The following is a 20,050-nucleotide window of genomic DNA, read 5'->3' on the forward strand; positions in this document are numbered from 1 at the left end:
GCATGATCCCCGGCGAAATCGCCTACGGGGACGGCCCGGTACCCCTCAACGAGGGCCGCCCCGTCACCCGTCTCACCGTGCTGAACGCGGCCGACCGGCCGGTCCAGGTCGGATCCCACTACCACTTCGCCGAGGCCAACCCCGGCCTCGAATTCGACCGCTCCGCAGCCCGCGGGCTCCGGCTCAACGTCGCCGCCGGTACGGCCGTCCGATTCGAGCCGGGCATCCCGGTCGCGGTGGAACTCGTACCGCTGGGGGGCCTGCGCACCGTACCCGGGCTGCGCGGCGAGACCGGGGGGCCGCTCGATGGCTGAGCTCTCCCGCCAGGTGTACGCCGACCTCTTCGGGCCGACCGCCGGTGACCGGATCCGGCTCGCCGACACCGACCTCTTCGTGGAGATCGAGCAGGACCTCGGCGGCGGCCCCGGGCGGGCCGGCGACGAGGCCGTCTTCGGCGGCGGCAAGGTGATCCGCGAATCCATGGGGCAGGCCCGCACCACCCGGGCCGAGGGCGCCCCCGACACCGTGATCACCGGGGTCGTCGTCCTCGACCACTGGGGCATCGTCAAGGCCGACCTCGGCATCCGCGACGGCCGGATCTGCGGCATCGGCAAGGCCGGCAACCCCGACACCATGGACGGGGTCGACCCCGCCCTGGTCATCGGCCCCGAGACCGAGATCATCGCCGGCAACGGGAAGATCGTCACCGCCGGCGCCATCGACGCCCACGTGCACTTCATCTCCCCGACGATCATCGAGGAGGCGCTCGCCTCCGGGATCACCACCCTCGTCGGCGGCGGGACCGGACCGGCCGAAGGGAGCAAGGCCACCACCGTCACCCCCGGGCCCTGGCACCTGGCCCGGATGTTCGCGGCCCTGGAGGCCTACCCGGTCAACATCGGCCTGCTCGGCAAGGGCAACACCATGTCCCGCGAGGGGATGCACTCCCAACTGCGCGGCGGCGCCCTCGGATTCAAGATCCACGAGGACTGGGGGGCCACCCCCGCCGTCATCGACGCCTGCCTCTCGGTGTGCGAGGAGACCGGCGCCCAGGTCGCCATCCACACCGACACGCTCAACGAGGCCGGATTCGTCGCCGACACCCTCGCCGCCATCGCCGGGCGGACCATCCACTCGTACCACACCGAGGGCGCGGGCGGCGGGCACGCGCCCGACATCATCACCGTGGTCTCCGAGCCGAACATCCTGCCCAGCTCCACGAACCCCACCCGGCCGCACACCGTCAACACCGTCGAGGAACACCTCGACATGCTGATGGTCTGCCACCACCTCAACCCGGCCGTCCCCGAGGACCTCGCCTTCGCCGAATCGCGGATCCGGCCCTCGACCATAGCGGCCGAGGACGTCCTGCACGACCTCGGAGCCATCTCCATCATCTCCTCCGACTCCCAGGCCATGGGCCGGGTCGGCGAGGTCGTGCTGCGCACCTGGCAGACCGCCCACGTGATGAAGAAGCGGCGCGGCTTCCTGCCCGGCGACGGACCCGCCGACAACCACCGGGCCCGCCGCTATGTCGCCAAGTACACGATCAACCCCGCAGTGGCCCAGGGACTCGCCCGCGAGATCGGCTCGGTCGAGACCGGCAAACTCGCGGACCTGGTGCTGTGGAACCCGGCCTTCTTCGGGGTCAAGCCCGAACTCGTCATCAAGGGCGGTCAGATCGCCTACGCGCAGATGGGCGACGCCAACGCCTCCATCCCCACCCCGCAGCCCGTCCTGCCCCGGCCCATGTTCGGCAGCCACGGCCGCGCCCCCGGCCTCAACTCCCTGAACTTCACCGCCCAGGCCGCGCTCGACGACGGACTGCCCGAACGGCTCCAGCTGGGCAAGCAGTTCGTGGCCATCGAGGGCACCCGCAAGCTGAGCAAGGCCGACATGCGCAACAACGACGCCATGCCGAGGGTCGAGGTCGACGCCGACACCTTCACGGTCACCATCGACGGGGAGGCCGTGGAACCGGCGCCCGCGGTGGAACTGCCCATGGCCCAGCGCTACTTCCTGTTCTGAGACGAGGTCCTTGCCGATGAGCCGCGCCGCGCTGCTCGTCCTCGCGGACGGCCGCTTCCCCGCCGGGGGCCACGCCCACTCCGGCGGGGCGGAGGCCGCCTGCAAGGCGGGCCGGATCCATGACGCCGCCACCCTGGAGGACTTCTGCCGGGGCCGGCTGCACACCACCGGCCTCACCGCCGCCGCGCTCGCCGCGGCCGCCGCCCTCGGGCTCGACCCGGCCGTGCTCGACGCCGCCGCCGACGCCCGGACCCCCTCGCCGGCGCTGCGCACCGCCGCCCGGCGGCTCGGGCGGCAGCTGCTGCGCGCCGCCCGGGCCACCTGGCCCGCCGCCGAACTGGAATCCCTGGCCGCGGCGTTCCCGCGCGGGGCCCACCAGCCCGTGGTGCTCGGCGTCACCGCCCGGGCGGCCGGGCTCGGGCCCGGGGACGCCGCGCACGTGGCGGCGTACGAGAGCGTCGGCGGACCCGCCACCGCGACCGTGCGGCTGCTCGGCCTGGACCCCTTCGAGGCGAGCGGGGTACTGGCCCGGCTCGCCCCCGAGCTCGACGCCGTCGCGGCCCGGGCGGAGCGGGCCGCGCTGCGGGCCCGCTCACAGGGCCCGGACGCGCTGCCCGCGGCCTCCTCGCCGCTGCTGGACATCTCGGCGGAGGTCCATGCCGACTGGCCGGTACGCCTCTTCGCTTCCTGAATCCCCTGAAGGAGACCCCCCATGCACCTCGACCATGCCGTGACCTACCCCCACCGGCACACCCACAGCGCCGATCCCCTGCGGTCCGACGGCACCCGGCGGGCCCTGCGCATCGGACTCGGCGGACCCGTCGGCTCCGGCAAGACCGCCACCGTCGCCGCCCTGTGCCGCGCGCTGCGCACCGAACTGTCCATGGCCGTCGTCACCAACGACATCTACACCCGCGAGGACGCCGAGTTCCTGCTCCGCGAGGCCGTCCTGCCGCCCGAACGGATCACCGCCGTCGAGACCGGGGCCTGCCCGCACACCGCCATCCGCGACGACATCTCCGCCAACCTGGAGGCCGTGGAGGAACTGGAGGACGCCTTCCGGGAGAACGGCCGGCTGGACCTGATCCTCGTCGAGTCCGGCGGGGACAACCTCACCGCCACCTTCTCCCGCGGACTCGTCGACGCCCAGATCTTCGTCATCGACGTGGCCGGCGGGGACGACATCCCCCGCAAGGGCGGACCCGGCGTCACCACCGCCGACCTCCTCGTCGTGAACAAGACCGACCTCGCCCCCCACGTCGGCTCCGACCTCGACCGGATGGCCCGCGACGCCGCCGCACAGCGCGGCGAACTCCCCGTCGCCTTCCAGTCGCTGCGCGGCCCCGAGGGGGTCGGCCCGGTGGCCGCCTGGGTGCGCGAGCGGATCGCCGCCTGGTCCTCGCGGTGAACGCCGCGACCACCACCGACCCGGCGCCGACACCCCCGACACCCCCGACGCCCCCGGCGGGCCTGCGGGCCACCGCCCGCATCCACGCCGTCGCCGACGGGCGGGGCGGCACCGCCCTGCCGCTGCTCGCCGGGGAGGGACCCCTCGCGCTGCGCCGCACCCGCTCGGCGTCGGCCGCCGAGGCCGGGGTCATGCTGGTCGGCGCGATGAGCGCCCCGCTCGGCGGGGACCACCTCACCGTCGAGGCCACCGCCGGGCCCGGGGCTCAGCTCGCCCTCGCCTCGGCGGCGGCCACCCTGGCGCTGCCCGGCCGGTCCGGCGCGCCCGCGCGCTACGACGTACACCTCGCCTTGGGGGACGGGGCGTCGGTGCGGTGGCTGCCCGAGCCGCTGGTCTCGGTGCGCGGCAGCGACCTGAGGGTGCGCACCCGGGTCCGACTCGCCCCCACGGCACGGCTGGTGCTGCGCGAGGAGCAGGTGCTGGGCCGCACCGGGGAGGTTCCTGGCCTGTTGAGCAGCCGTCTCACCGTCGACCGCGGGGGCCGTCCGCTGCTGGACCAGGAGCTCGCCTGCGGCCCCGGCGCACCCGGCGGCTGGGACGGCCCGGCGGGCCTGGCCGGGTACCGGGCTCTCGGTCAACTCCTCGTCGTGGACCCCGCCTTCGCCGAGGATCCGCCCGCCGCGGCGGTCCTGGGGGAGTTCGCCGCGGTGACGCCGCTGGCCGGTCCGGCCGTCCTGGTGACGGCCCTGGCCGCGGACGCCCTGCTGGTGCGCGAGCTGCTCGACGCGGCCTGCCGTACCTACGGGTGGTGAAAGCGGGACGCAACAGGCACCGCTCAGCGGTACACGCCTTTCCGGTTATCGGGTTGGCAAAGAAGTCGATCCGGCCCTGTCGCCGGGTCCCGGTCAGACGACAGGATCCCCCTGCACGCCGACGACCGAACCCGACCAACCCGGCCGCCCACGGCGGCACCTGACGCAGGGGGAACAACCACGTGATACGCAACGCGGCGCTGGGGAGCGCCGCCACACTGATCACCGGCACACTCGCGGCGAGCCTGCTGCTGGCCCCGCCGGCCGCGGCGGCCTCCGCCGGCAGCGACGGAAGGCTGCCGGAGGCGCTGGGCGTTCAGATCGCCGCCGCCCGCGCCGCCCGCACCGGGATCGACTGGAAGGACTGCCCGGCGGACTGGGGCTTCGAGAAGCCCATCCAGTGCGGCTGGGTGAAGGTCCCGCTCGACTACGCGAAGCCGTACGGCAAGACCATCGACATCGCCGTCGACCGGATCGGCAGCACGGGGACCAAGGAGGAGCGCCAGGGCGCGCTCGTCTACAACCCCGGCGGTCCCGGTGGTTCCGGCATGCGCTTCCCGCGCCGCGTCACCACGAAGAGCCCGCTGTGGGTCAACACCTCCAAGGCCTACGACTTCGTGGGCTTCGACCCCCGCGGCGTCGGCCACTCGGCGCCGATCTCCTGCATCGACCCGCAGGAGTTCGTCAAGGCCCCCAAGGCGGACCCGGTCCCGGACTCCGAGGCCGACAAGCGCGCCCAGCGCAAGCTCGCCGCCGAGTACGCGGACGGCTGCAAGGAGCGCAGCGGCGAGATGCTGCCGCACATGACCACGCCGAACACCGCGCGCGACCTCGACGTGATCCGGGCCGGCCTCGGCGAGAAGAAGCTGAACTACCTCGGCGTCTCCTACGGCACCTACCTGGGCGGGGTCTACGCGACGCTCTTCCCGACCCACGTGCGCCGCATGATCGTCGACAGCGTGGTGGACCCGTCGCAGGACAACATCTGGTACGAGGCCAACCTCGGCCAGGACGTCGCCTTCCAGATGCGCTGGAACGACTGGCAGGACTGGGTCGCCAAGAACGACGCCGTCTTCCACCTCGGCGACACCCGCGCCAAGGTCGAGGCCAAGTGGCAGGAGCTGCGCGCCAAGGCCAAGGCCAAGCCGCTCGGCGGGATCGTCGGCCCGGCCGAGCTCATCGGCTTCTTCCAGGGCGCCCCGTACTACGACTCCTCCTGGGTGCCCGTCGCCCAGACCTTCGCGGCCTGGGCGGCCGGCGACGAGCAGGCGCTCGTCGACGCCATCGCCCCGGACATGACGGACATCAAGGGCAACGCGGCGTCGGAGAACGGCAACGCCGTCTACACCGCCGTCGAGTGCGCCGATGCGAAGTGGCCCACCAGCTGGTCCAAGTGGGACCGGGACAACAGCAAGCTGCACCAGAAGTACCCGTTCCTGACCTGGTCCAACGCGTGGATGAACCTCCCCTGCGCGACCTGGAAGGCCAAGCAGAGCACCCCGATCGCGGTCGGCGCCAAGCACGGTCTGCCGCCCGTACTGATCGTCCAGTCCGAGCGCGACGCGGCCACGCCGTACAAGGGCGCGGTCGAGCTGCACCGCCGCCTCGCCGGCTCACGGCTGATCACCGAGAAGAGCGCGGGCTCGCACGGCGTCACCAGCCTGCTGAACCCCTGCATCAACACCCGGGTGGACAGCTACCTCCTCACCGGCAAGGTCGACGCCAAGGACGTGACGTGCGCCCCGCACGCCACCCCCGTGGCCCCGGCCCCGGCCGCGGCGAAGTCCCTGTCGTCCGACGCGCCGGCCGAGTCCTCGGTCCTCCCGGCGCCGGAGGAGCTCCCCGCCGTCCGTTAAGGACGGGCGGGACCGGCCAGGACGAGCGGGAGAAGGCTCAGCGCGCGGTGCGCCGGGCCTTCTTCCGCTGTTCCTCCTCCTCGGCCTTGACCTCGGCCGCGTACCGGTCGACGTACTCCTGGCCGGACAGTCCGAGGATCGCGTACATGATCTCGTCGGTGACCGCCCGCAGGACCGCCCGCTCGCCCTCCATCCCGGCGTACCGGGAGAATTCCAGCGGCTCGCCGAAGCGGATCGTCACCCGCCGGATCCTCGGGAGCTTCTTCCCGGGCGGCTGGATCTCGAAGGTGCCGACCATCGCGCAGGGCACCACGGGCACCCCGGCGCCCAGGGCCATCGCCGCCACACCCACCTTGCCCTTGTAGAGCCGGCCGTCGTGCGAGCGCGTCCCCTCCGGGTAGATGCCCAGCAGCTCGTCCTTGGCCAGGACCGCCAGCCCCTCGCGCAGGGCGGCCTGCCCGGCGTCCTTGCCCGACCGGTCCACGGGGATCTGCCCGGCGCTGCGGAAGAAGGCGGCGGTGAGCCGGCCCTTGACCCCGGGACCGGTGAAGTACTCGGCCTTCGCCAGGAAGGTGATCCGCCGCTTGAGGATGGCGGGCATCAGGAAGTGGTCGGAGAAGGACAGGTGATTGCCCGCGACGATCGCGGCACCCTCGGCGGGGATGTTCTCCAGACCCTCGATCCGAGGTCTGAACAGCAGCCGCAGCAGGGGGCCGAGCAACACGTGCTTGAGCAAGTGGTAGAACACCAGGCCGCTCCTGTCGATATCCCGTTGTCACAGCCATTTTACGGACGGTGAGCCATGGGATGCAGGGGGCGGAGGGGACCTTACTCAGACATTGCGTGTGGCGGCCATCCCCGCGGTCAGCAGCCCCAGCACCACCCAGCCGAACCACAGCCAGCCGTTGCTGCCGAGGGCCACGGAATACGTGGCGACGGCCACCAGAGCGGCGAAGGTCATGACAGCCATCGCCTTAACGGATCCGGTCATGCCCCATGGTGGCGCGCGAAGGCGGTGTCGCGCTACTGGCCACGCGCTTGGAGCGAGGCGAGATACGCGTTGTACGCCGCCAGCTCCTTGTCACCACTGCGGTCCTCGGCCCGGTCGGACCGCCGCGCGGCCCTCTGCTCGGAGTGGTACCACTGGTAGACGAGGGCGATCAGGACCAGCACCGAGGGGATCTCGCTGAAGGCCCAGGCGATGCCGCCGCCCCACTGCTGGTCGAGCAGCGGGTCGATGCCGAGGGACGCCGGCGGGTTCGCGTACGTCTTGATCATCGGCTGGCTCGCCATCATCAGGGCGATGCCGAAGAAGGCGTGGAAGGGCATGCCCGCGAACAGTTCCAGCATCCGCATGACGTAGCCCGGCCGGTGCGGACCCGGGTCGATGCCCATGATCGGCCAGAAGAAGATCAGGCCGACCGCGAGGAAGTGGACCATCATCGCGATGTGCCCGGTCCGGCTCTCCATCAGGAAGTCGAAGAGCGGGGTGAAGTACAGGGCGTACAGGCTCGCGATGAACATCGGGATCGTGAAGGCCGGGTGGGTGATCACCTTCATGTACCGGCTGTGCAGGAGCATCAGCAGCAGCTCGCGCGGCCCCTTGTGACCGCGCGCGGCGGGCGGCAGCGCACGCAGTGCCAGCGTCACCGGGGCGCCCAGCAGCACCAGGATCGGGGTGACCATGCTGATCACCATGTGCTGGACCATGTGCACGCTGAACATGACCATGCCGTAGTCGTTCAGCTTGGTGCACATCACGAGGATCACGGTCAGCACGCCCACGGTGAAGGCGATGGTCCGGCCCAGCGGCCAGGAGTCCCCGCGCCGACGCAGCCGCAGCACGCCCCACCCGTACAGGGCGAGCCCGACCAGCGAGCCGATCAGGAAGAAGGCGTCGAAGGAGAACTCCAGTCCGCGCCCGAGAGTGAACGGCGGCAGGTCCATGTCCATGTGCATGTCCATGCCGTGCCCGCTGTGATCCATCTGTTCACTCCCTTGACCGTGGTGCCCCACCACAGTAGTGCCGCCCCCGCACGCTCTTGCGCGCGGGGGCGGCCCAGGATAGAGGGGGCGTACAAAAGGGACGTCAGAGAACGGTCTGCGCCTCGTCGTACCGGTCGGCCGGAACCGTCTTGAGGGTCGAGGTCGCCTCGGAGAGCGGCACCATCACGATGTCCGTCCCGCGCAGCGCGGTCAGCATGCCGAACTCGCCCCGGTGCGCCGCCTCCACCGCGTGCCAGCCGAAGCGGGTGGCGAGGACGCGGTCGTACGCGGTGGGCGTGCCACCGCGCTGGACGTGGCCCAGGATCACCGGCCGGGCCTCCTTGCCCAGGCGGTGCTCCAGCTCCACGGCGAGCCGGTTGCCGATGCCGGCGAACCGCTCGTGCCCGTACATGTCGGTGCCGCCCTCCTCGAAGTCCATCGAGCCCGGCTTCGGCTTGGCGCCCTCGGCGACCACGACGATCGCGAACCGCTTGCCCGCGGAGAAGCGCTCGCCGACGATCTCCGTCAGCTGCTCGATGTCGAAGGGGCGCTCCGGCACGACGATCGCGTGCGCGCCGGCGGCCATGCCCGAGTGCAGGGCGATCCAGCCCGTGTGGCGGCCCATGACCTCGACGACCATCACGCGCTGGTGGGACTCGGCGGTGGTCTTCAGCCGGTCCAGCGCCTCCGTGGCCACTCCGACGGCGGTGTCGAAGCCGAAGGTGACGTCCGTGGAGGCGATGTCGTTGTCGATGGTCTTCGGGACACCGACGATGGGCAGACCGGCCTGCGCGAGCAGGTTCGCGGCCTTCAGCGTGCCCTCGCCGCCGATCGGGATGATCGCGTCGAGGCCGAGGTCCGTGATGTGGCCGCGGGCGCGCTCCACGCCGTCGCGCAGGTGCGCGGGCTGGACCCGGGAGGAGCCGAGGATGGTGCCGCCGCGGGCGAGGATGCCGCCGACGGCGTCGAGGTCGAGCTTGCGGTAGTCCGCCTCCAGCAGGCCCTTCCAGCCGTCGAGGAAGCCGATCACCTCGTCGCCGTGGTCGACCACGGCGCGGTGCACGACGGAGCGGATGACGGCGTTGAGACCGGGGCAGTCGCCACCGGAAGTGAGCACACCTATGCGCATGGCAGGAACGGACCTTTGCAACGTGGGCCGACGACCGGACCACGTCGTCCGGTTGGAACTGAGGCCACCCTACAAGCGGTGGAGAGGTGGACTGAACCATCCTCCACATGCTGGTCGTACTCGTCGTACGAAATGACGTCGGCCCGGTTCCCCCTAGGGAAAACCGGGCCGAACACATGATGCGGGGGCCGCCCCGATGAGCGGTCCGCGGGGCGCTACGCGGGCTGCGTCGCGGCGGCGATGCGCTCCGCGCGCAGCGCCTCGTACCACCGGTCGTCTATGGCCGGCAGCGCGTTCACGTCGAGGGCCAGCTTCAGCAGCAGGTCCGCGATCTGCGGGTTGCGGGCCATCACGGGACCGTGCATGTACGTGCCGAACACCGTGTCGTTGTACGCGCCTTCGGTGCCGTCACCGGTGCCGTTGCCACGGCCCATGGTCACCCGGGCGAACGCCTTGGCCGTCGGGCCGAGGTGGGTCACGCCCTGGTGGTTCTCGAAGCCCGTCAGCTGCGGCAGGCCCAGGCGCGGGTCGATGTCCCCGAGGACGTCGCCGACGCACCGCTCACCCTCACCGCGCACGGTGACGACGTCCAGCAGGCCGAGGCCCTCCTGACGCTGGCCCTGGTCGTTGACGAACTCCTGGCCGAGGATCTGGTACCCGGCGCAGACGGAGAAGACGATCGCCCCGTTCGAGACGGCCCGCTCCAGGCCGCCGTCGCGCAGCAGGCGCTCCGCGGCCAGGCGCTGCGGCCGGTCCTCGCCACCGCCGATCAGGTAGATGTCGCCCGAGGTGGGGATCGGCTGGTCGCTGCGCACGTCCACGCGCTGTACGTCCAGGCCGCGCTGGCGCGCCCGGCGCTCCACCACGAGGGCGTTGCCCTGGTCTCCGTACGTGCTCAGCAGGTCGGGGTAGACCCACACCAGACGCAGGCTGTTGTCGCTCATGCTCTTGTCCTTTATGGGTACTAGTTGCCGACGCGGCGGCGCACGTCCTGGAAGGCGGTGTAGTTGGCGATCAGCTCGATCTGTCCGGGCGGCGCGAGCTGCACGGCCTCGTCGAGGGTGTCGCACACCCGGAAGTCCAGGCCCGCGACCTCCAGGCGGACCGCGAGGTCCAGCTTGCGGTCACCGATCACGAAGATCGGGTGACCGGCCAGCCGCGGGTAGTCCACGTCCCACAGCCAGGAGGTGTCGGTGCCGTCGGCACCGCGCGCGTTCACCGAGAGGATCACCGGGGTCGGCGGGGGATCGATCAGCGAAAACGTTTCGAGCCAGCCCGCCGGGTTCTTCGCGAGCAGCAGCCGCAGCTCACGGCCCTGGAAGCTCACCACGTCGTAGCGGCCGGCGACGGCCTGCACCTGGTACATCCGCTCCAGCGCGACCTGCGGCGGGACGCCGAAGACGGCGGCCACGGCCGCCGAGGTGGCGGCGTTGGCCTTGTTGGCGCGGCCGGGCAGCTGGAGGTGGATCGGCCAGGCCGAGCCGTGCGGGTCCAGGACGTGGTCGCCGGAGAGCACCCAGGTCGGGATCGGGCGCCGGAATCCGCACTCACCGCAGAACCAGTCGTCGCCCGGGCGCTGCATGACACCGCCGCAGGAGGGGCACGACCAGGCGTCGTCCTTCCACTCCTGGCCGGCCGCGACCCACACCACGTTCTGGGAGGAGGAGGCGGACCACACGATCAGCGGGTCGTCGCAGTTGGCGACGATGACCGCCTTGGAGCCCTGGAGGCCCTCGCGCCACTTCTCCGCGAGCATGCGGGTCTCGGCGGCGCGGTCCAGCTGGTCGCGGGAGAGGTTGAGCAGGGCGATCACCTTGGGGGTGACGTCCCGGGCCACTCCGGCCAGGTACTTCTCGTCGACCTCGATGACGCCGTACTTGGCGTCCGAGCCGCCCGCCAGCGCGGAGGTGATGCCCGCCGGCATGTTGGCCCCGAGGGCGTTGGAGACGACCGGACCGCTGGCCCGCAGGGCCTCCGCGATCAGTCGGGTCGTCGTGGTCTTGCCGTTCGTCGCGGAGACGAGGACGACATCGAGATGTTGCGCCAGCGCGCCGAGAAGATCGGGGTCGAGCCTGAGTGCGACCTTGCCACCGATCACCGATCCGCTTCCGCGTCCCGCGGCCCGCGACACCGCCGCCGCGGCCTTGCCCGCCGTCACGGCCAGCTTGGCCCGCGGCGAAAGCGGCTCCGTGTTGCCTGCCATCGTCCCTTGTCCTCCTTGCGTCGGTCGGCCCCAGCCTATCCAGTACCGGCCGGAGCCTTGACCGCGGCGCCCCCCGCCCCGCCGCGGATCTCCTCATATAGTCGCCCGTCGTAGGCTTAAGGCCATGCGACAGCGCCCCATCCCCGGTACCACCGGCCTCGTCCGCACCATGAGCCTGCTGGGTGATCCGGTGCTCCACTCCGCGTGCGCGGAAGTCACCGCATTCGGCCCGGAACTCGACCGGCTCATCGAGGACATGTTCGCCACGATGTACGCCGCCGAGGGCGTCGGGCTCGCGGCGAACCAGATCGGCGTCGGACAGCGGGTGTTCGTCTACGACTGCCCCGACGACGAGGACGTCCGCCACGTCGGGCACATCGTCAACCCGCGGCTGGTGACGGCCGACGGGGACGAGTTCCTGGGGCCGGAGGGGTGCCTGTCCCTGCCGGGGCTGGAGGCGGGGACGGCCCGCTTCGACCACGCGGTGGTGGAAGGCGTCACGTCGGACGGGGCGGCTGTCCGGATCTCCGGGACGGGGTTCTTCGCGCGGTGCCTGCAGCATGAGTGCGACCACCTCGACGGGACGGTGTACGCGGACCGCGTGACGGGCCTGCGCGCCCGTCGCCTGCGGCGAGCCATCCGCAAGACCCCCTGGGGAGCCGAGGCGCTGCGCAGCTAGCCCGATCCACCCTCGCCGGGAGCACGTTCCGCCTCGTCGGCGCCGATCCGGTTTCGCCGGGCACGTCCAGCCCCTCCGGCGTTTGAGCAGGGGCACCTCCCAGCGGTGGCCGGGGGAAGGTCCGGGCGGATCCCGGTGCCCGGCGGAGCCGGGTTTCCTGGGGCTCCGCCCCAGACCCCGCGCCTCAAACGCCGGCGAGGCTGGGATGTGCCCCCGGCGAAGCTGGATGCGTCCCGGTAGGGCTGGAGTGGCCAGCGAGGCGGGAGGGGCGGGGCTAGAAGCCCGGGCCGTCTTTGCGGTTGCCGGCGGTGGCCAGGCGGCCCCAGAGGAGGTCGGTGAGGCCCGCGACCAGGTCCGCGCGCTCGCAGGGCCGTTCGCCCAGCCACCAGTCGCCGGCCGCGTGCATCATGCCGACGATGCCGTGGCCCCAGATCCGGGCGAGGCGTTCGCCCCCCGGGCCGAGGTCCACGCGTTCGCCGATCACCTCGGCCAGCTCCTCGCCGAGCCGGCGCAGCAGCGGGGCCGAGTGCAGGCCGACGTCGAAGCCGCGTTCGGCGCTGTGGGAGTCCTCGGCCGGGTGCATGAGGAAACGGTAGACCTGCGGACGGGCCTCGATGGCGGCAAGATAGGTGTCGAGGGTCGCCTCCACCCGGCGGCGCCGCTCGGCGGGGGCGTCGAGCGCGGCCCGCAGCGAGTCGAGCAGGGCGTCGGTGTGCCGGACGGCGAGGGCCTGGTAGAGACCGGCCTTGTCCCCGAAGTGCCGGTAGAGGATGGGTTTGGTGATGCCGGCCTCCGCCGCGATCGCGTTCATGGAGGCTTTGGGGCCGTCCCTGAGCACGACCCGGTCGGCGGCTTCGAGCAGCTCCCGCCGGCGGCGTTCGGCCGCTCCCGGCTCGCCGGCCTGCTGAGTGGTCTCCATGACGTGTTTCTCTCCCCGCCCTTGCGATGTGCGTGACGCCCACGCAACGTAACACCCCGCGCACCCCGTCGATCGAATCGGAGGTCACCCCGTCCGCCGTCGTGGCCGGTGCGGACGGTGCTTGACAGTGCTTACTCGCCGGTAACAGACTGTGCTCTTCGCGTAGGTTACCGCTAGTAACTTCCGCAGGGCCGAGTACAGACAGGTGGAGGGGACATGGCGGAGTTCACCATGGAGCTGAACGACGACCAGAAGCAGGTGCGGGACTGGATCCACGGCTTCGCCGCCGATGTGATGCGCCCCGCCGCCGCGGAATGGGACGAGCGCGAAGAGACTCCCTGGCCCGTCATCCAGGAGGCCGCCAAGGTCGGCATCTACTCCCTGGACTTCTACGCCCAGCAGTTCTTCGACCCGACCGGCCTCGGCATTCCGATGGCGATGGAGGAGCTCTTCTGGGGCGACGCGGGCATCGCGCTGTCCATCGTCGGCACGGGGCTCGCGGCCATCGGCGTCGTCGCCAACGGCACCGAGGAGCAGATCGGCACCTGGATCCCGCAGATGTACGGGACCCCCGACGACGTGAAGGTCGCCGCCTTCTGCTCCTCCGAGCCGGACGCCGGCTCCGACGTCGGCTCGATGCGCACCCGGGCGGTCTACGACCAGGCCAAGGACGAGTGGGTGCTCAACGGCACCAAGACCTGGGCGACGAACGGCGGCATCGCCAACGTCCACATCGTGGTCGCGGTCGTCGATCCCGCGCTGGGGACCAAGGGGCACGCCTCCTTCATCGTCCCGCCGAACACCCCCGGCCTGTCCCAGGGCCAGAAGTTCAAGAAGCACGGCATCCGCGCCTCGCACACCGCCGAGGTGGTGCTGGAAGACGCACGGATCCCCGGCTCCTGCCTGCTCGGCGGCAAGGAGAAGCTGGACGAGCGCCTCGCGCGGGCCCACGAGCGCGCCCGCAGCGGCGGCGGCGAGCGGGTGAAGAACGCGGCCATGGCCACCTTCGAGGCCTCCCGGCCGGCGGTCGGCGCGATGGCCGTCGGCACCGCGCGCGCGGCGTACGAGGTGGCCCTCGACTACGCGAAGACCCGTACCCAGTTCGGCCGCCCGATCATCGACAACCAGGGCGTGGCCTTCCAGCTCGCCGACATGCGGACGCAGATCGACGCGGCCCGGCTGCTGGTGTGGCGCGCGTCCTGGATGGCGGTGGCGGGCCGGCCGTTCGAGTCGGCGGAGGGCTCGATGTCGAAGCTCTTCGCGAGCGAGGTCGCCAAGAAGGTCACCGCCCAGGCGGTTCAGATCCTCGGCGGCAACGGCTTCACCCGTGAGTACCCGGTGGAGCGCATGCACCGGGACAGCGCCATCTACACGATCTTCGAGGGCACCAGCGAGATCCAGCGCCTGGTGATCGCCCGCACGATCTCCGGCATGCCGATCCGCTAGCCGACGGGCCCGGCCGGGACGGGCGGGGTGAGGGGTGCGGGCGCAATGCCCCGTACCCCGCACCCCGCTCCTCAGCCCAGCGGGGTGAGGCAGAAGGTGGTGAAATCGGTCCGGCTGTACTTCGGGTCGGAGACGTAGTCGCCCGCGGCGCAGCGCGCACCGGGCGTGCCCGGGCGCTCGGTGACCCGGAACTCGGCGCGGGACGAGGAGCAGGACTCGATCTCCAGCTCCTGCTCGATCCAGTTGCCCTCGTTGCGTACGCACTGCCCCGCGGACAGCCTGGGCTCGCCGAACACCGCGGCGGCCACGAAGAGGGCCGGGACGGCCAGCACGACGAGCAGGACCGGCAACAGGAAGAGCAGGACCGGGCCCCGGCGCCACATCGGCCGGCCCGGGTCGAGCGCGGGCCGGTAGCCGCCCGCCGGGGGCGCGAGCTTGCGGAAGGCCGCCCGCGGGCCGAGGTTCATCAGCAGGGTCACGGGCGTGATGAAGGCGGACAGCGGCCCCCACCAGCCCTGCCACAGGGTGTCCGAGGACATGCGGCGGTAGGTGGCCAGCCCGCAGTCGCGGCAGAACGGTCCGCGCAGGCTCAGGAACCGCATCAGCACGATCAGGCCCTGATGGCCGCGTACGGTCGCGTGCGCGGCGGGCCAGGCCCCGCACAGCCGGCAGCCGTACCGGCCGGGCTCCGGGTACGTGCCGTACGCGCCGTACGCGCCGTGGGGCTGCGGTCCCGCGTACCCGGGGCCGGCCGGGCCGCCCTGCTGCGGGACGGGCGCGGTGTAGGGGTTGTACGGGCCGGCGCCCTGCTGCTGCGGCTGTGGCGGAGTGGCCACGGAGATCTCCTCGGTCGCTTCGTGATCACCGGCACGGTGATCAGGAAACCCTAAGGCCGCAGCAGCCGTGCGAGGGCCCGGCCGAAGAGAAGACGGCCCGCCGCCGCGACCACGGGATCCAGGGCGCGCGGGAGGCCGCGCAGGCGCAGCTCCTCCCGCCAGTGGATCTCCGCGCCGCCCGTGACGAGAGGGCGGATCTCGATCTCCGCCCAGCCCGTCACCGACCGGCCGCGCTTCTCCAGCCGGACCAATCCCGGCGAATCCTCCGCAGGGGGTCGCCACACGACGACCTCCATGCGATCGTCGAATGTGATCCTGCTCACGCCGGTCCGGGCCGTGAAGATCGTTCCGACGTGGGTCGGGGGAGCCGTCTCGATGATCGTCCGGGTGAGCGGGACCTGCTCGCCGTGGCGCTCCCAGTCCGTGAGCATCGGCCACGCCTCGACCGGCGGCAAAGACGTGCGGTGAACGATCCGGATAGCGGGCATGAGCGCATGGTAATCGGGCATACACACCGTGAACTGGACGGCGGATATGGGTTCCGTCCGGGGGTGGCGATCAGTAATACTCACCGCCACCGTGGATCGCGGATTCGACCGGGTGACCACCGGCGCTGCCGCCCCACTTCGCGAGGAGGTGCGCCATGTGCTCCCACCAGCCACCCTGCCCTACTGCCGACAGCGCCGATCACGACGCCGCCCGCATTGTGGCCTCCCATCCTGAACAGGGCTGGAGCCTGCTGTGCAACGGAGTCGTGGTGTTCGACGACACCGGTGAACTGCTCCCCGACAGCCGCACGGTGGAACCCCGCCGCCCGGCCCTGGTCTGAGCGAGGAGGCAGCATGCGCCAGCAGCTGATCCGTAAGCCCGTCCCGAAGCCCGCCCCCCGAGACCTGGACCTGCGCACACCGTCGGGCAGACCCCTCCCGTACTGACGGGAGCCCAGGATTTAGGCCGTACTCAAGACCCACCGGCCGGGACTCAGCCGGTGGGCGCAGCCGCGCCGCCCAGGAACGCCGCCTCGTAGGCGGCGTCCCCGATCGCCGCGCGGGCCTGCCGCTCGCCCTGGTCCCGCAGGGCCGTCAGCGAGGGTGAGCCCATCTGCGGCCGGCCCACCGTGCGCCACCAGGCGTGCCCGGTGCCGAGCAGCCGCGCCGCGAGTTCCCCGTCGCCCAGCCCGGCCACCGCCGCGGCCAGCAGGTCCAGGCCGAGCGCGATGCCGAAGCGGTCGCCGAGCAGCCGTTTCCCCGAGAGCATCGCCCGTACGTGCCGCGCTGCTTCCCCGTGGTCGCCGAGGCCCAGCGCCGCCACGGCCAGGACGTAGTCCGCGTACGCCCGCAGCCAGCGCTCGCCGAGCTCCGCGCAGGCCTCCCGCAGGGCCTGTGCCTCGGCGGTCGCCTCGTCGAAGCGCCGCAGGTCGCACAGGGCATAGCTGTTGACCAGCCGGCACATGAGCCAGCCCGTACCGCTGGTCCGCCCGCCGTGGCCCGCCCGGGCCCGGGGGCCGGCCAGGCGCAGGGCCCGTACGGGGTCGCCGGGCATGAGGACGGACGCCCCCGCCAGATAGGCGGCGCGCAGCTCCCGCTCGGGGTCCGCGAGCCGGGCCGCGTCGCGCGTGCACTCGTCGCCGAGCTGTTGCGCCGCGTCCATGTCGCCCTGGAGCAGCGCGGTGAGCCCGAGGGCCCACACGGCCTGGTTGTACGCGACCCCCGTGCGCGGAGCGGCGCGCAGGGCCCGTTCCAGGAAGCCGCGGCCCTCGTGCACGTGCCCGCATGCGAACCAGTAGAACCACAGGGCCCCGGCCATCTCCAGCGCCGCCGTCGGGTCGGCGGCGATCAAGTGCTCCAGGGCGGTACGCAACTGCGCGTGCTCGGCGGTGATCCTGCGGTACCAGTCCACCTGCCCCGGGCCCATCCACCCCCGGTCGGCGGCCTGGGAGAGCGCCGCGTACCAGTGGGCGTGCCGGTCGGTGACGATCTCCACCTCGCCGAGCTCGCCCAGCCAGTCCTGCCCGTACTCGCGGATCGTGTCCAGCATCCGGTAGCGGGCACCGGTCCCGCGCTCCTCGATGCGCAGGACCACGGACTTGGCGGCGAGGCCTGCCAGTACACGCTCCACCCGGGCGGCGGCCAGCGGCCCGCCCGAGCAGACGGCGCGCGCCGCGGCGATGTCGAAGTCACCGGTGAAGACCGAGAGCCGGGCCCACAGCAGCCGTTCCAGCGGCTCGCACAGTTCGTGGCTCCAGCCGATCGTGGTCCGCATGGTCTGGTGGCGGCGCGGCAGCGCGGCCCGGGCGTCGGACAGCACCTCGAAGCGTTCGCCGATCCGCTCGGCCATGTGCTCCAGCGTCCACAACCGCAGCCGGGCGCCCGCGAGTTCCAGCGCGAGCGGGATGCCGTCCAGGCGCCGGCACACCTCGGCGGCCACCGCGGTCCGCGCGGGGTCGGTGAAGACGGCCGCCGCCCGCGGGGTCGCGGCCAGGGCGCGCGCCCGGAAGAGCGTGAGGGCGTCGTTGTCGGGCCCCTCGCAGGGCAGCGGCCGGACCTCGACGACCTCCTCGGTCGGCATGCCGAGCGGCTCGCGGGAGGTGACCAGGATCGTCAGACCGGGCGCGGACTGCAGGAGTTCGCCGACCAGATGGCGGCAGTCGGCCACCAGGTGCTCGCAGGTGTCCAGCACCAGGAGCAGTTCCTTGTCGGCCATCCACGCGCACAGCTCCTCGTCGGGCGGGCGCGGGGAGTGGTCGGCGAGGCCGACGGTGTGGGCGACGGTGGCGGTGAGCAGGCTCGGATCGCGCAGGGGCGACAGCTCCGCCCACCAGACCCCGTCGGGGCGCGCCTGGCGGGCGGCGGCGACGGCGCGCAGGGCGAGCCGTGACTTGCCGACACCGCCCACCCCGGTGAGGGTGATCAGTCTTCGCTCGTTCAACAGGCCGTCGAGCAGCCGGAGTTCATCCTCCCGGCCGACGAAGCTCGCAGGTTCCGGGGGCAGGTTGCCGGGCACCGGGCAGGGGCCCGGTCCGGGATCGCCGTCCGTCGAGTCTGCCTGATTGTCATTGAACGAGTACTCACCGAACACGGATGTATTGTGCGCGATCTTCCGGTGCGGCCGTGCCGTTCAGGCCGGATCGGTGTCTTCTTTCATGCGACGAGTGTGATCCGCCGCTCCGCGGAGAAGGATCCCCAGTTGCCGTCGGGGAGTCTGGCGCGCAGTTTCACGGCCCAGACCGTGCCGGCCGGCTCGGCCACCGTGAGCCGGTGCTCCGCCCGGCCGCTGGGCACCGCACCCGCTCCGAACTGGATGACGGTCGTGGGCAGTCCGTTGACGTACAGCTCGTACTCGGTGGTCTCGCCGCCGGTGTCCGGGGCGGTCCAGGTGAGTGTGACGGCGCCCGGGGAGGCGGTCGCGGCGAATTCGGCGGGGGCCGTGCCGGGACCGTCGCCGGAAGCGGGCGGGGTCGTCACGTCCACCGCCGGGCCGTCGGGGGAGGAGTTGTCCGCCCCGTCGCGGGCCCGGACGGTGAAGGTGTAGACGGTGTCCGGCCGCAGGTTGTTCAGGGCCGTGGCGCTCTCGCCGGGGCCGGCGGTGTGGATCCGGACGCCGCCCTGGTACACGTCGTAGGCCGTGACGCCCGAGTCGTCGGTCGCCGCCGTCCAGGACACCTGGGCGGACCGGGGCCCGGTCGCCCGGGCGGTGGTGGTGGCCGGGGCGGTGAGGGCCGTGCGGTCCTCGGCCTTGGCGGCCGGGGTGGTCACCCGGGCGGCCGGGCCGGGTCCGGAGAGGTTCCCGGCGGCGTCCCCGGCCCGGACCGTGAAGGCGTAACCGGTCTGCGGGGCGAGGCCGGTGATGTCCACCATCGTCTTCTCGGCGGGGAGTTCGCGGACCAGGCGGTCGGCTTCGAAGACCTGGTAGCCGGTCACCCCGTCCCGGTCGGCCGCCGCGTCCCACATGACGTGGACGCTGGTGGCGCTGCCGGCCTGGGCAGTCAGTCCGGCGGGGGCGGGCGGGGGTTCGGTGTCGGGCGCGGTGTAGGCCGTGATGCCGGTGATGCCGGTGATGCCTGCGACGGCCAGGCAGAGGGCGAGCGTGGGGGCGCTGCGTCGCACGGGGTGCCTTCCTCGGCTTCCTTAATGGTCTAGACATATATGGCACGGCGGGCGGGAGCCCGACAAGACCCCTGCGCCAGGCGGCCCGCGGCGTGCCCGGGTTCGTCTTCTTCTGTTCCCGTCCGGCGCCGACGCGAGCCTCTGCCCGGCCCCCGTCGGGGAGAGCGGCTGCGGCCTGCTCCCGGGCAGCCGTCGGGCCGCGGCAGCGAGCTGCTCGCCCGCGGGCCCGCGCGGCCGGCGACGGGCGGCCGGTCCGCGACGAGTTCGTCAAGGACCGACCGGCCGTCACGGACGGTCAACACCCGTACGGCGGACACGTCTTTCGCCCGAAGGCACCCCCTCCTGCGCCACCATGGCGGCGAGTAAGGAGGTTTCGATGGTGATTTCCCTCTCGGCGGTCGTCCTGCTCCTCATCCTGGCCTGGATCTTCCTGCGCAGCGGCGGCCTCAAGTTCTCGCACGCCCTCGTCTGTGCGCTCCTCGGCTTCTACCTCGCGAGCAGCAGCCTGGCCGCGACCATCCACAACGGCCTGACGGCCACCGCGAACGTCGTGTCCAGCCTCCACCCTTGATCGACTGTTGCGCCTTCGTGAATCATCCGGCCCATCCATGGACTCCTCGAGCGGTGCGATCTAGCGTCTGG

At 72.2% G+C, this 20,050-nt stretch carries 21 protein-coding genes; 10 read left to right on the top strand and 11 right to left on the bottom strand.

Annotated features, from left to right (window positions below; all coding sequences use genetic code 11):
* Window positions 1–2 precede the first annotated feature (2 nt).
* The 6 genes from ACFY04_RS30550 (at window position 3) to ACFY04_RS30575 (ending at window position 6,104) form a co-directional block, all read left to right on the top strand.
* Entirely contained in the window at window positions 3–314 is a 312-nt protein-coding gene (locus tag ACFY04_RS30550; RefSeq protein ID WP_389121631.1) for an urease subunit beta, read from the top strand.
* Window positions 307–2,028, top strand: coding sequence for an urease subunit alpha (locus ACFY04_RS30555; RefSeq protein WP_389121633.1), 1,722 nt, complete (start codon window positions 307–309; stop codon window positions 2,026–2,028). Before ACFY04_RS30550 ends, ACFY04_RS30555 begins: the two co-directional genes overlap by 8 nt.
* 16 nt (window positions 2,029–2,044) lie before the next feature.
* A complete protein-coding gene (locus ACFY04_RS30560; RefSeq protein ID WP_389121635.1) occupies window positions 2,045–2,719 on the top strand; it encodes an urease accessory protein UreF in 675 nt (224 codons plus the stop codon).
* 21 nt (window positions 2,720–2,740) lie between these two features.
* Entirely contained in the window at window positions 2,741–3,436 is a 696-nt protein-coding gene (gene ureG / locus ACFY04_RS30565) for an urease accessory protein UreG (RefSeq protein ID WP_389121638.1), read from the top strand.
* Window positions 3,433–4,248 (top strand): urease accessory protein UreD, encoded by an 816-nt coding sequence (locus ACFY04_RS30570; protein ID WP_389121640.1) that lies wholly within the window; start codon window positions 3,433–3,435, stop codon window positions 4,246–4,248. The genes ureG and ACFY04_RS30570 overlap by 4 nt, the downstream gene beginning before the upstream one ends.
* Window positions 4,249–4,430: 182 nt before the next feature.
* The gene (locus tag ACFY04_RS30575; RefSeq protein WP_389121643.1) at window positions 4,431–6,104 is read left to right on the top strand and encodes an alpha/beta hydrolase; all 1,674 of its coding nucleotides are present in this window, start codon (window positions 4,431–4,433) and stop codon (window positions 6,102–6,104) included.
* Window positions 6,105–6,141: 37 nt separating this feature from the next.
* Here ACFY04_RS30575 and ACFY04_RS30580 read toward each other — a convergent pair whose 3' ends face one another.
* From ACFY04_RS30580 to ACFY04_RS30605, 6 genes are all read right to left on the bottom strand, one after another.
* Window positions 6,142–6,852, bottom strand: coding sequence for a lysophospholipid acyltransferase family protein (locus ACFY04_RS30580; protein WP_389121645.1), 711 nt, complete (start codon window positions 6,850–6,852; stop codon window positions 6,142–6,144).
* Window positions 6,853–6,936: 84 nt separating this feature from the next.
* Window positions 6,937–7,074 carry a hypothetical protein gene (locus ACFY04_RS30585; RefSeq protein ID WP_389121751.1) on the bottom strand — a complete coding sequence of 46 codons (138 nt, stop codon included), beginning with the start codon at window positions 7,072–7,074 and terminating at the stop codon, window positions 6,937–6,939.
* A gap of 53 nt (window positions 7,075–7,127) precedes the next feature.
* A complete protein-coding gene (locus ACFY04_RS30590; RefSeq protein ID WP_373039141.1) occupies window positions 7,128–8,090 on the bottom strand; it encodes a cytochrome c oxidase assembly protein in 963 nt (320 codons plus the stop codon).
* 103 nt (window positions 8,091–8,193) lie between these two features.
* Window positions 8,194–9,219, bottom strand: a complete 1,026-nt coding sequence (locus ACFY04_RS30595; protein WP_389121649.1) for a 6-phosphofructokinase — start codon at window positions 9,217–9,219, stop codon at window positions 8,194–8,196.
* 215 nt (window positions 9,220–9,434) lie between these two features.
* Complete coding sequence (locus ACFY04_RS30600) at window positions 9,435–10,163, bottom strand: glutamine amidotransferase (protein ID WP_328964293.1); 729 nt, start codon at window positions 10,161–10,163, stop codon at window positions 9,435–9,437.
* 20 nt (window positions 10,164–10,183) lie between these two features.
* The gene (locus ACFY04_RS30605; RefSeq protein WP_389121651.1) at window positions 10,184–11,422 is read right to left on the bottom strand and encodes a MurT ligase domain-containing protein; all 1,239 of its coding nucleotides are present in this window, start codon (window positions 11,420–11,422) and stop codon (window positions 10,184–10,186) included.
* A 124-nt stretch (window positions 11,423–11,546) separates the two neighbouring features.
* Here ACFY04_RS30605 and def point away from each other — a divergent pair, with 124 nt between their 5' ends.
* A complete protein-coding gene (gene def / locus ACFY04_RS30610) occupies window positions 11,547–12,101 on the top strand; it encodes a peptide deformylase (protein ID WP_389121653.1) in 555 nt (184 codons plus the stop codon).
* Window positions 12,102–12,375: 274 nt separating this feature from the next.
* Here the strand turns inward: def and ACFY04_RS30615 are convergent, their stop codons facing one another.
* A complete protein-coding gene (locus ACFY04_RS30615) occupies window positions 12,376–13,020 on the bottom strand; it encodes a TetR family transcriptional regulator (RefSeq protein ID WP_030011804.1) in 645 nt (214 codons plus the stop codon).
* Window positions 13,021–13,236: 216 nt separating this feature from the next.
* Between ACFY04_RS30615 and ACFY04_RS30620 the strand changes: the two genes are divergently transcribed.
* Entirely contained in the window at window positions 13,237–14,466 is a 1,230-nt protein-coding gene (locus ACFY04_RS30620) for an acyl-CoA dehydrogenase family protein (protein WP_382518712.1), read from the top strand.
* Between the two features lie 71 nt (window positions 14,467–14,537).
* On the opposite strand, the gene ACFY04_RS30625 is transcribed toward ACFY04_RS30620, so the two are convergent.
* Window positions 14,538–15,302: a hypothetical protein gene (locus ACFY04_RS30625; protein WP_389121657.1), complete on the bottom strand. Its 765-nt coding sequence runs from the start codon at window positions 15,300–15,302 to the stop codon at window positions 14,538–14,540.
* 50 nt (window positions 15,303–15,352) lie between these two features.
* Window positions 15,353–15,790, bottom strand: coding sequence for an SRPBCC family protein (locus ACFY04_RS30630; RefSeq protein WP_389121659.1), 438 nt, complete (start codon window positions 15,788–15,790; stop codon window positions 15,353–15,355).
* Between the two features lie 155 nt (window positions 15,791–15,945).
* Between ACFY04_RS30630 and ACFY04_RS30635 the strand changes: the two genes are divergently transcribed.
* Window positions 15,946–16,131 carry a DUF5999 family protein gene (locus ACFY04_RS30635; RefSeq protein ID WP_030011808.1) on the top strand — a complete coding sequence of 62 codons (186 nt, stop codon included), beginning with the start codon at window positions 15,946–15,948 and terminating at the stop codon, window positions 16,129–16,131.
* 152 nt (window positions 16,132–16,283) lie between these two features.
* On the opposite strand, the gene ACFY04_RS30640 is transcribed toward ACFY04_RS30635, so the two are convergent.
* Both ACFY04_RS30640 and ACFY04_RS30645 read right to left on the bottom strand, forming a co-directional pair.
* Window positions 16,284–18,380, bottom strand: coding sequence for an ATP-binding protein (locus tag ACFY04_RS30640; RefSeq protein ID WP_389121660.1), 2,097 nt, complete (start codon window positions 18,378–18,380; stop codon window positions 16,284–16,286).
* Between the two features lie 62 nt (window positions 18,381–18,442).
* On the bottom strand, window positions 18,443–19,408 hold the full coding sequence (locus tag ACFY04_RS30645; protein WP_389121661.1) for a fibronectin type III domain-containing protein: 966 nt from the start codon (window positions 19,406–19,408) through the stop codon (window positions 18,443–18,445).
* Between the two features lie 376 nt (window positions 19,409–19,784).
* Between ACFY04_RS30645 and ACFY04_RS30650 the strand changes: the two genes are divergently transcribed.
* A complete protein-coding gene (locus ACFY04_RS30650; RefSeq protein WP_389121663.1) occupies window positions 19,785–19,979 on the top strand; it encodes a hypothetical protein in 195 nt (64 codons plus the stop codon).
* Window positions 19,980–20,050 lie beyond the last annotated feature (71 nt).

The sequence above is a fragment of the Streptomyces sp. NPDC001549 genome (assembly GCF_042894025.1).
Lineage (GTDB): Bacteria > Actinomycetota > Actinomycetes > Streptomycetales > Streptomycetaceae > Streptomyces > Streptomyces kutzneri.

Bases quoted from the DNA above. Each gene is read 5' to 3' on its own strand.
- def (WP_389121653.1), top strand. From the start codon at position 11,547: ATGCGACAGCGCCCCATCCCCGGTACCACCGGCCTCGTCCGCACCATG.
- ureG (WP_389121638.1), top strand. From the start codon at position 2,741: ATGCACCTCGACCATGCCGTGACCTACCCCCACCGGCACACCCACAGC.
- ACFY04_RS30585 (WP_389121751.1), bottom strand. From the start codon at position 7,074: ATGGCTGTCATGACCTTCGCCGCTCTGGTGGCCGTCGCCACGTATTCC.
- ACFY04_RS30615 (WP_030011804.1), bottom strand. From the start codon at position 13,020: ATGGAGACCACTCAGCAGGCCGGCGAGCCGGGAGCGGCCGAACGCCGC.
- ACFY04_RS30595 (WP_389121649.1), bottom strand. From the start codon at position 9,219: ATGCGCATAGGTGTGCTCACTTCCGGTGGCGACTGCCCCGGTCTCAAC.
- ACFY04_RS30635 (WP_030011808.1), top strand. From the start codon at position 15,946: ATGTGCTCCCACCAGCCACCCTGCCCTACTGCCGACAGCGCCGATCAC.
- ACFY04_RS30560 (WP_389121635.1), top strand. From the start codon at position 2,045: ATGAGCCGCGCCGCGCTGCTCGTCCTCGCGGACGGCCGCTTCCCCGCC.
- ACFY04_RS30605 (WP_389121651.1), bottom strand. From the start codon at position 11,422: ATGGCAGGCAACACGGAGCCGCTTTCGCCGCGGGCCAAGCTGGCCGTG.
- ACFY04_RS30550 (WP_389121631.1), top strand. From the start codon at position 3: ATGATCCCCGGCGAAATCGCCTACGGGGACGGCCCGGTACCCCTCAAC.
- ACFY04_RS30555 (WP_389121633.1), top strand. From the start codon at position 307: ATGGCTGAGCTCTCCCGCCAGGTGTACGCCGACCTCTTCGGGCCGACC.
- ACFY04_RS30650 (WP_389121663.1), top strand. From the start codon at position 19,785: ATGGTGATTTCCCTCTCGGCGGTCGTCCTGCTCCTCATCCTGGCCTGG.
- ACFY04_RS30620 (WP_382518712.1), top strand. From the start codon at position 13,237: ATGGCGGAGTTCACCATGGAGCTGAACGACGACCAGAAGCAGGTGCGG.
- ACFY04_RS30590 (WP_373039141.1), bottom strand. From the start codon at position 8,090: ATGGATCACAGCGGGCACGGCATGGACATGCACATGGACATGGACCTG.
- ACFY04_RS30630 (WP_389121659.1), bottom strand. From the start codon at position 15,790: ATGCCCGCTATCCGGATCGTTCACCGCACGTCTTTGCCGCCGGTCGAG.
- ACFY04_RS30600 (WP_328964293.1), bottom strand. From the start codon at position 10,163: ATGAGCGACAACAGCCTGCGTCTGGTGTGGGTCTACCCCGACCTGCTG.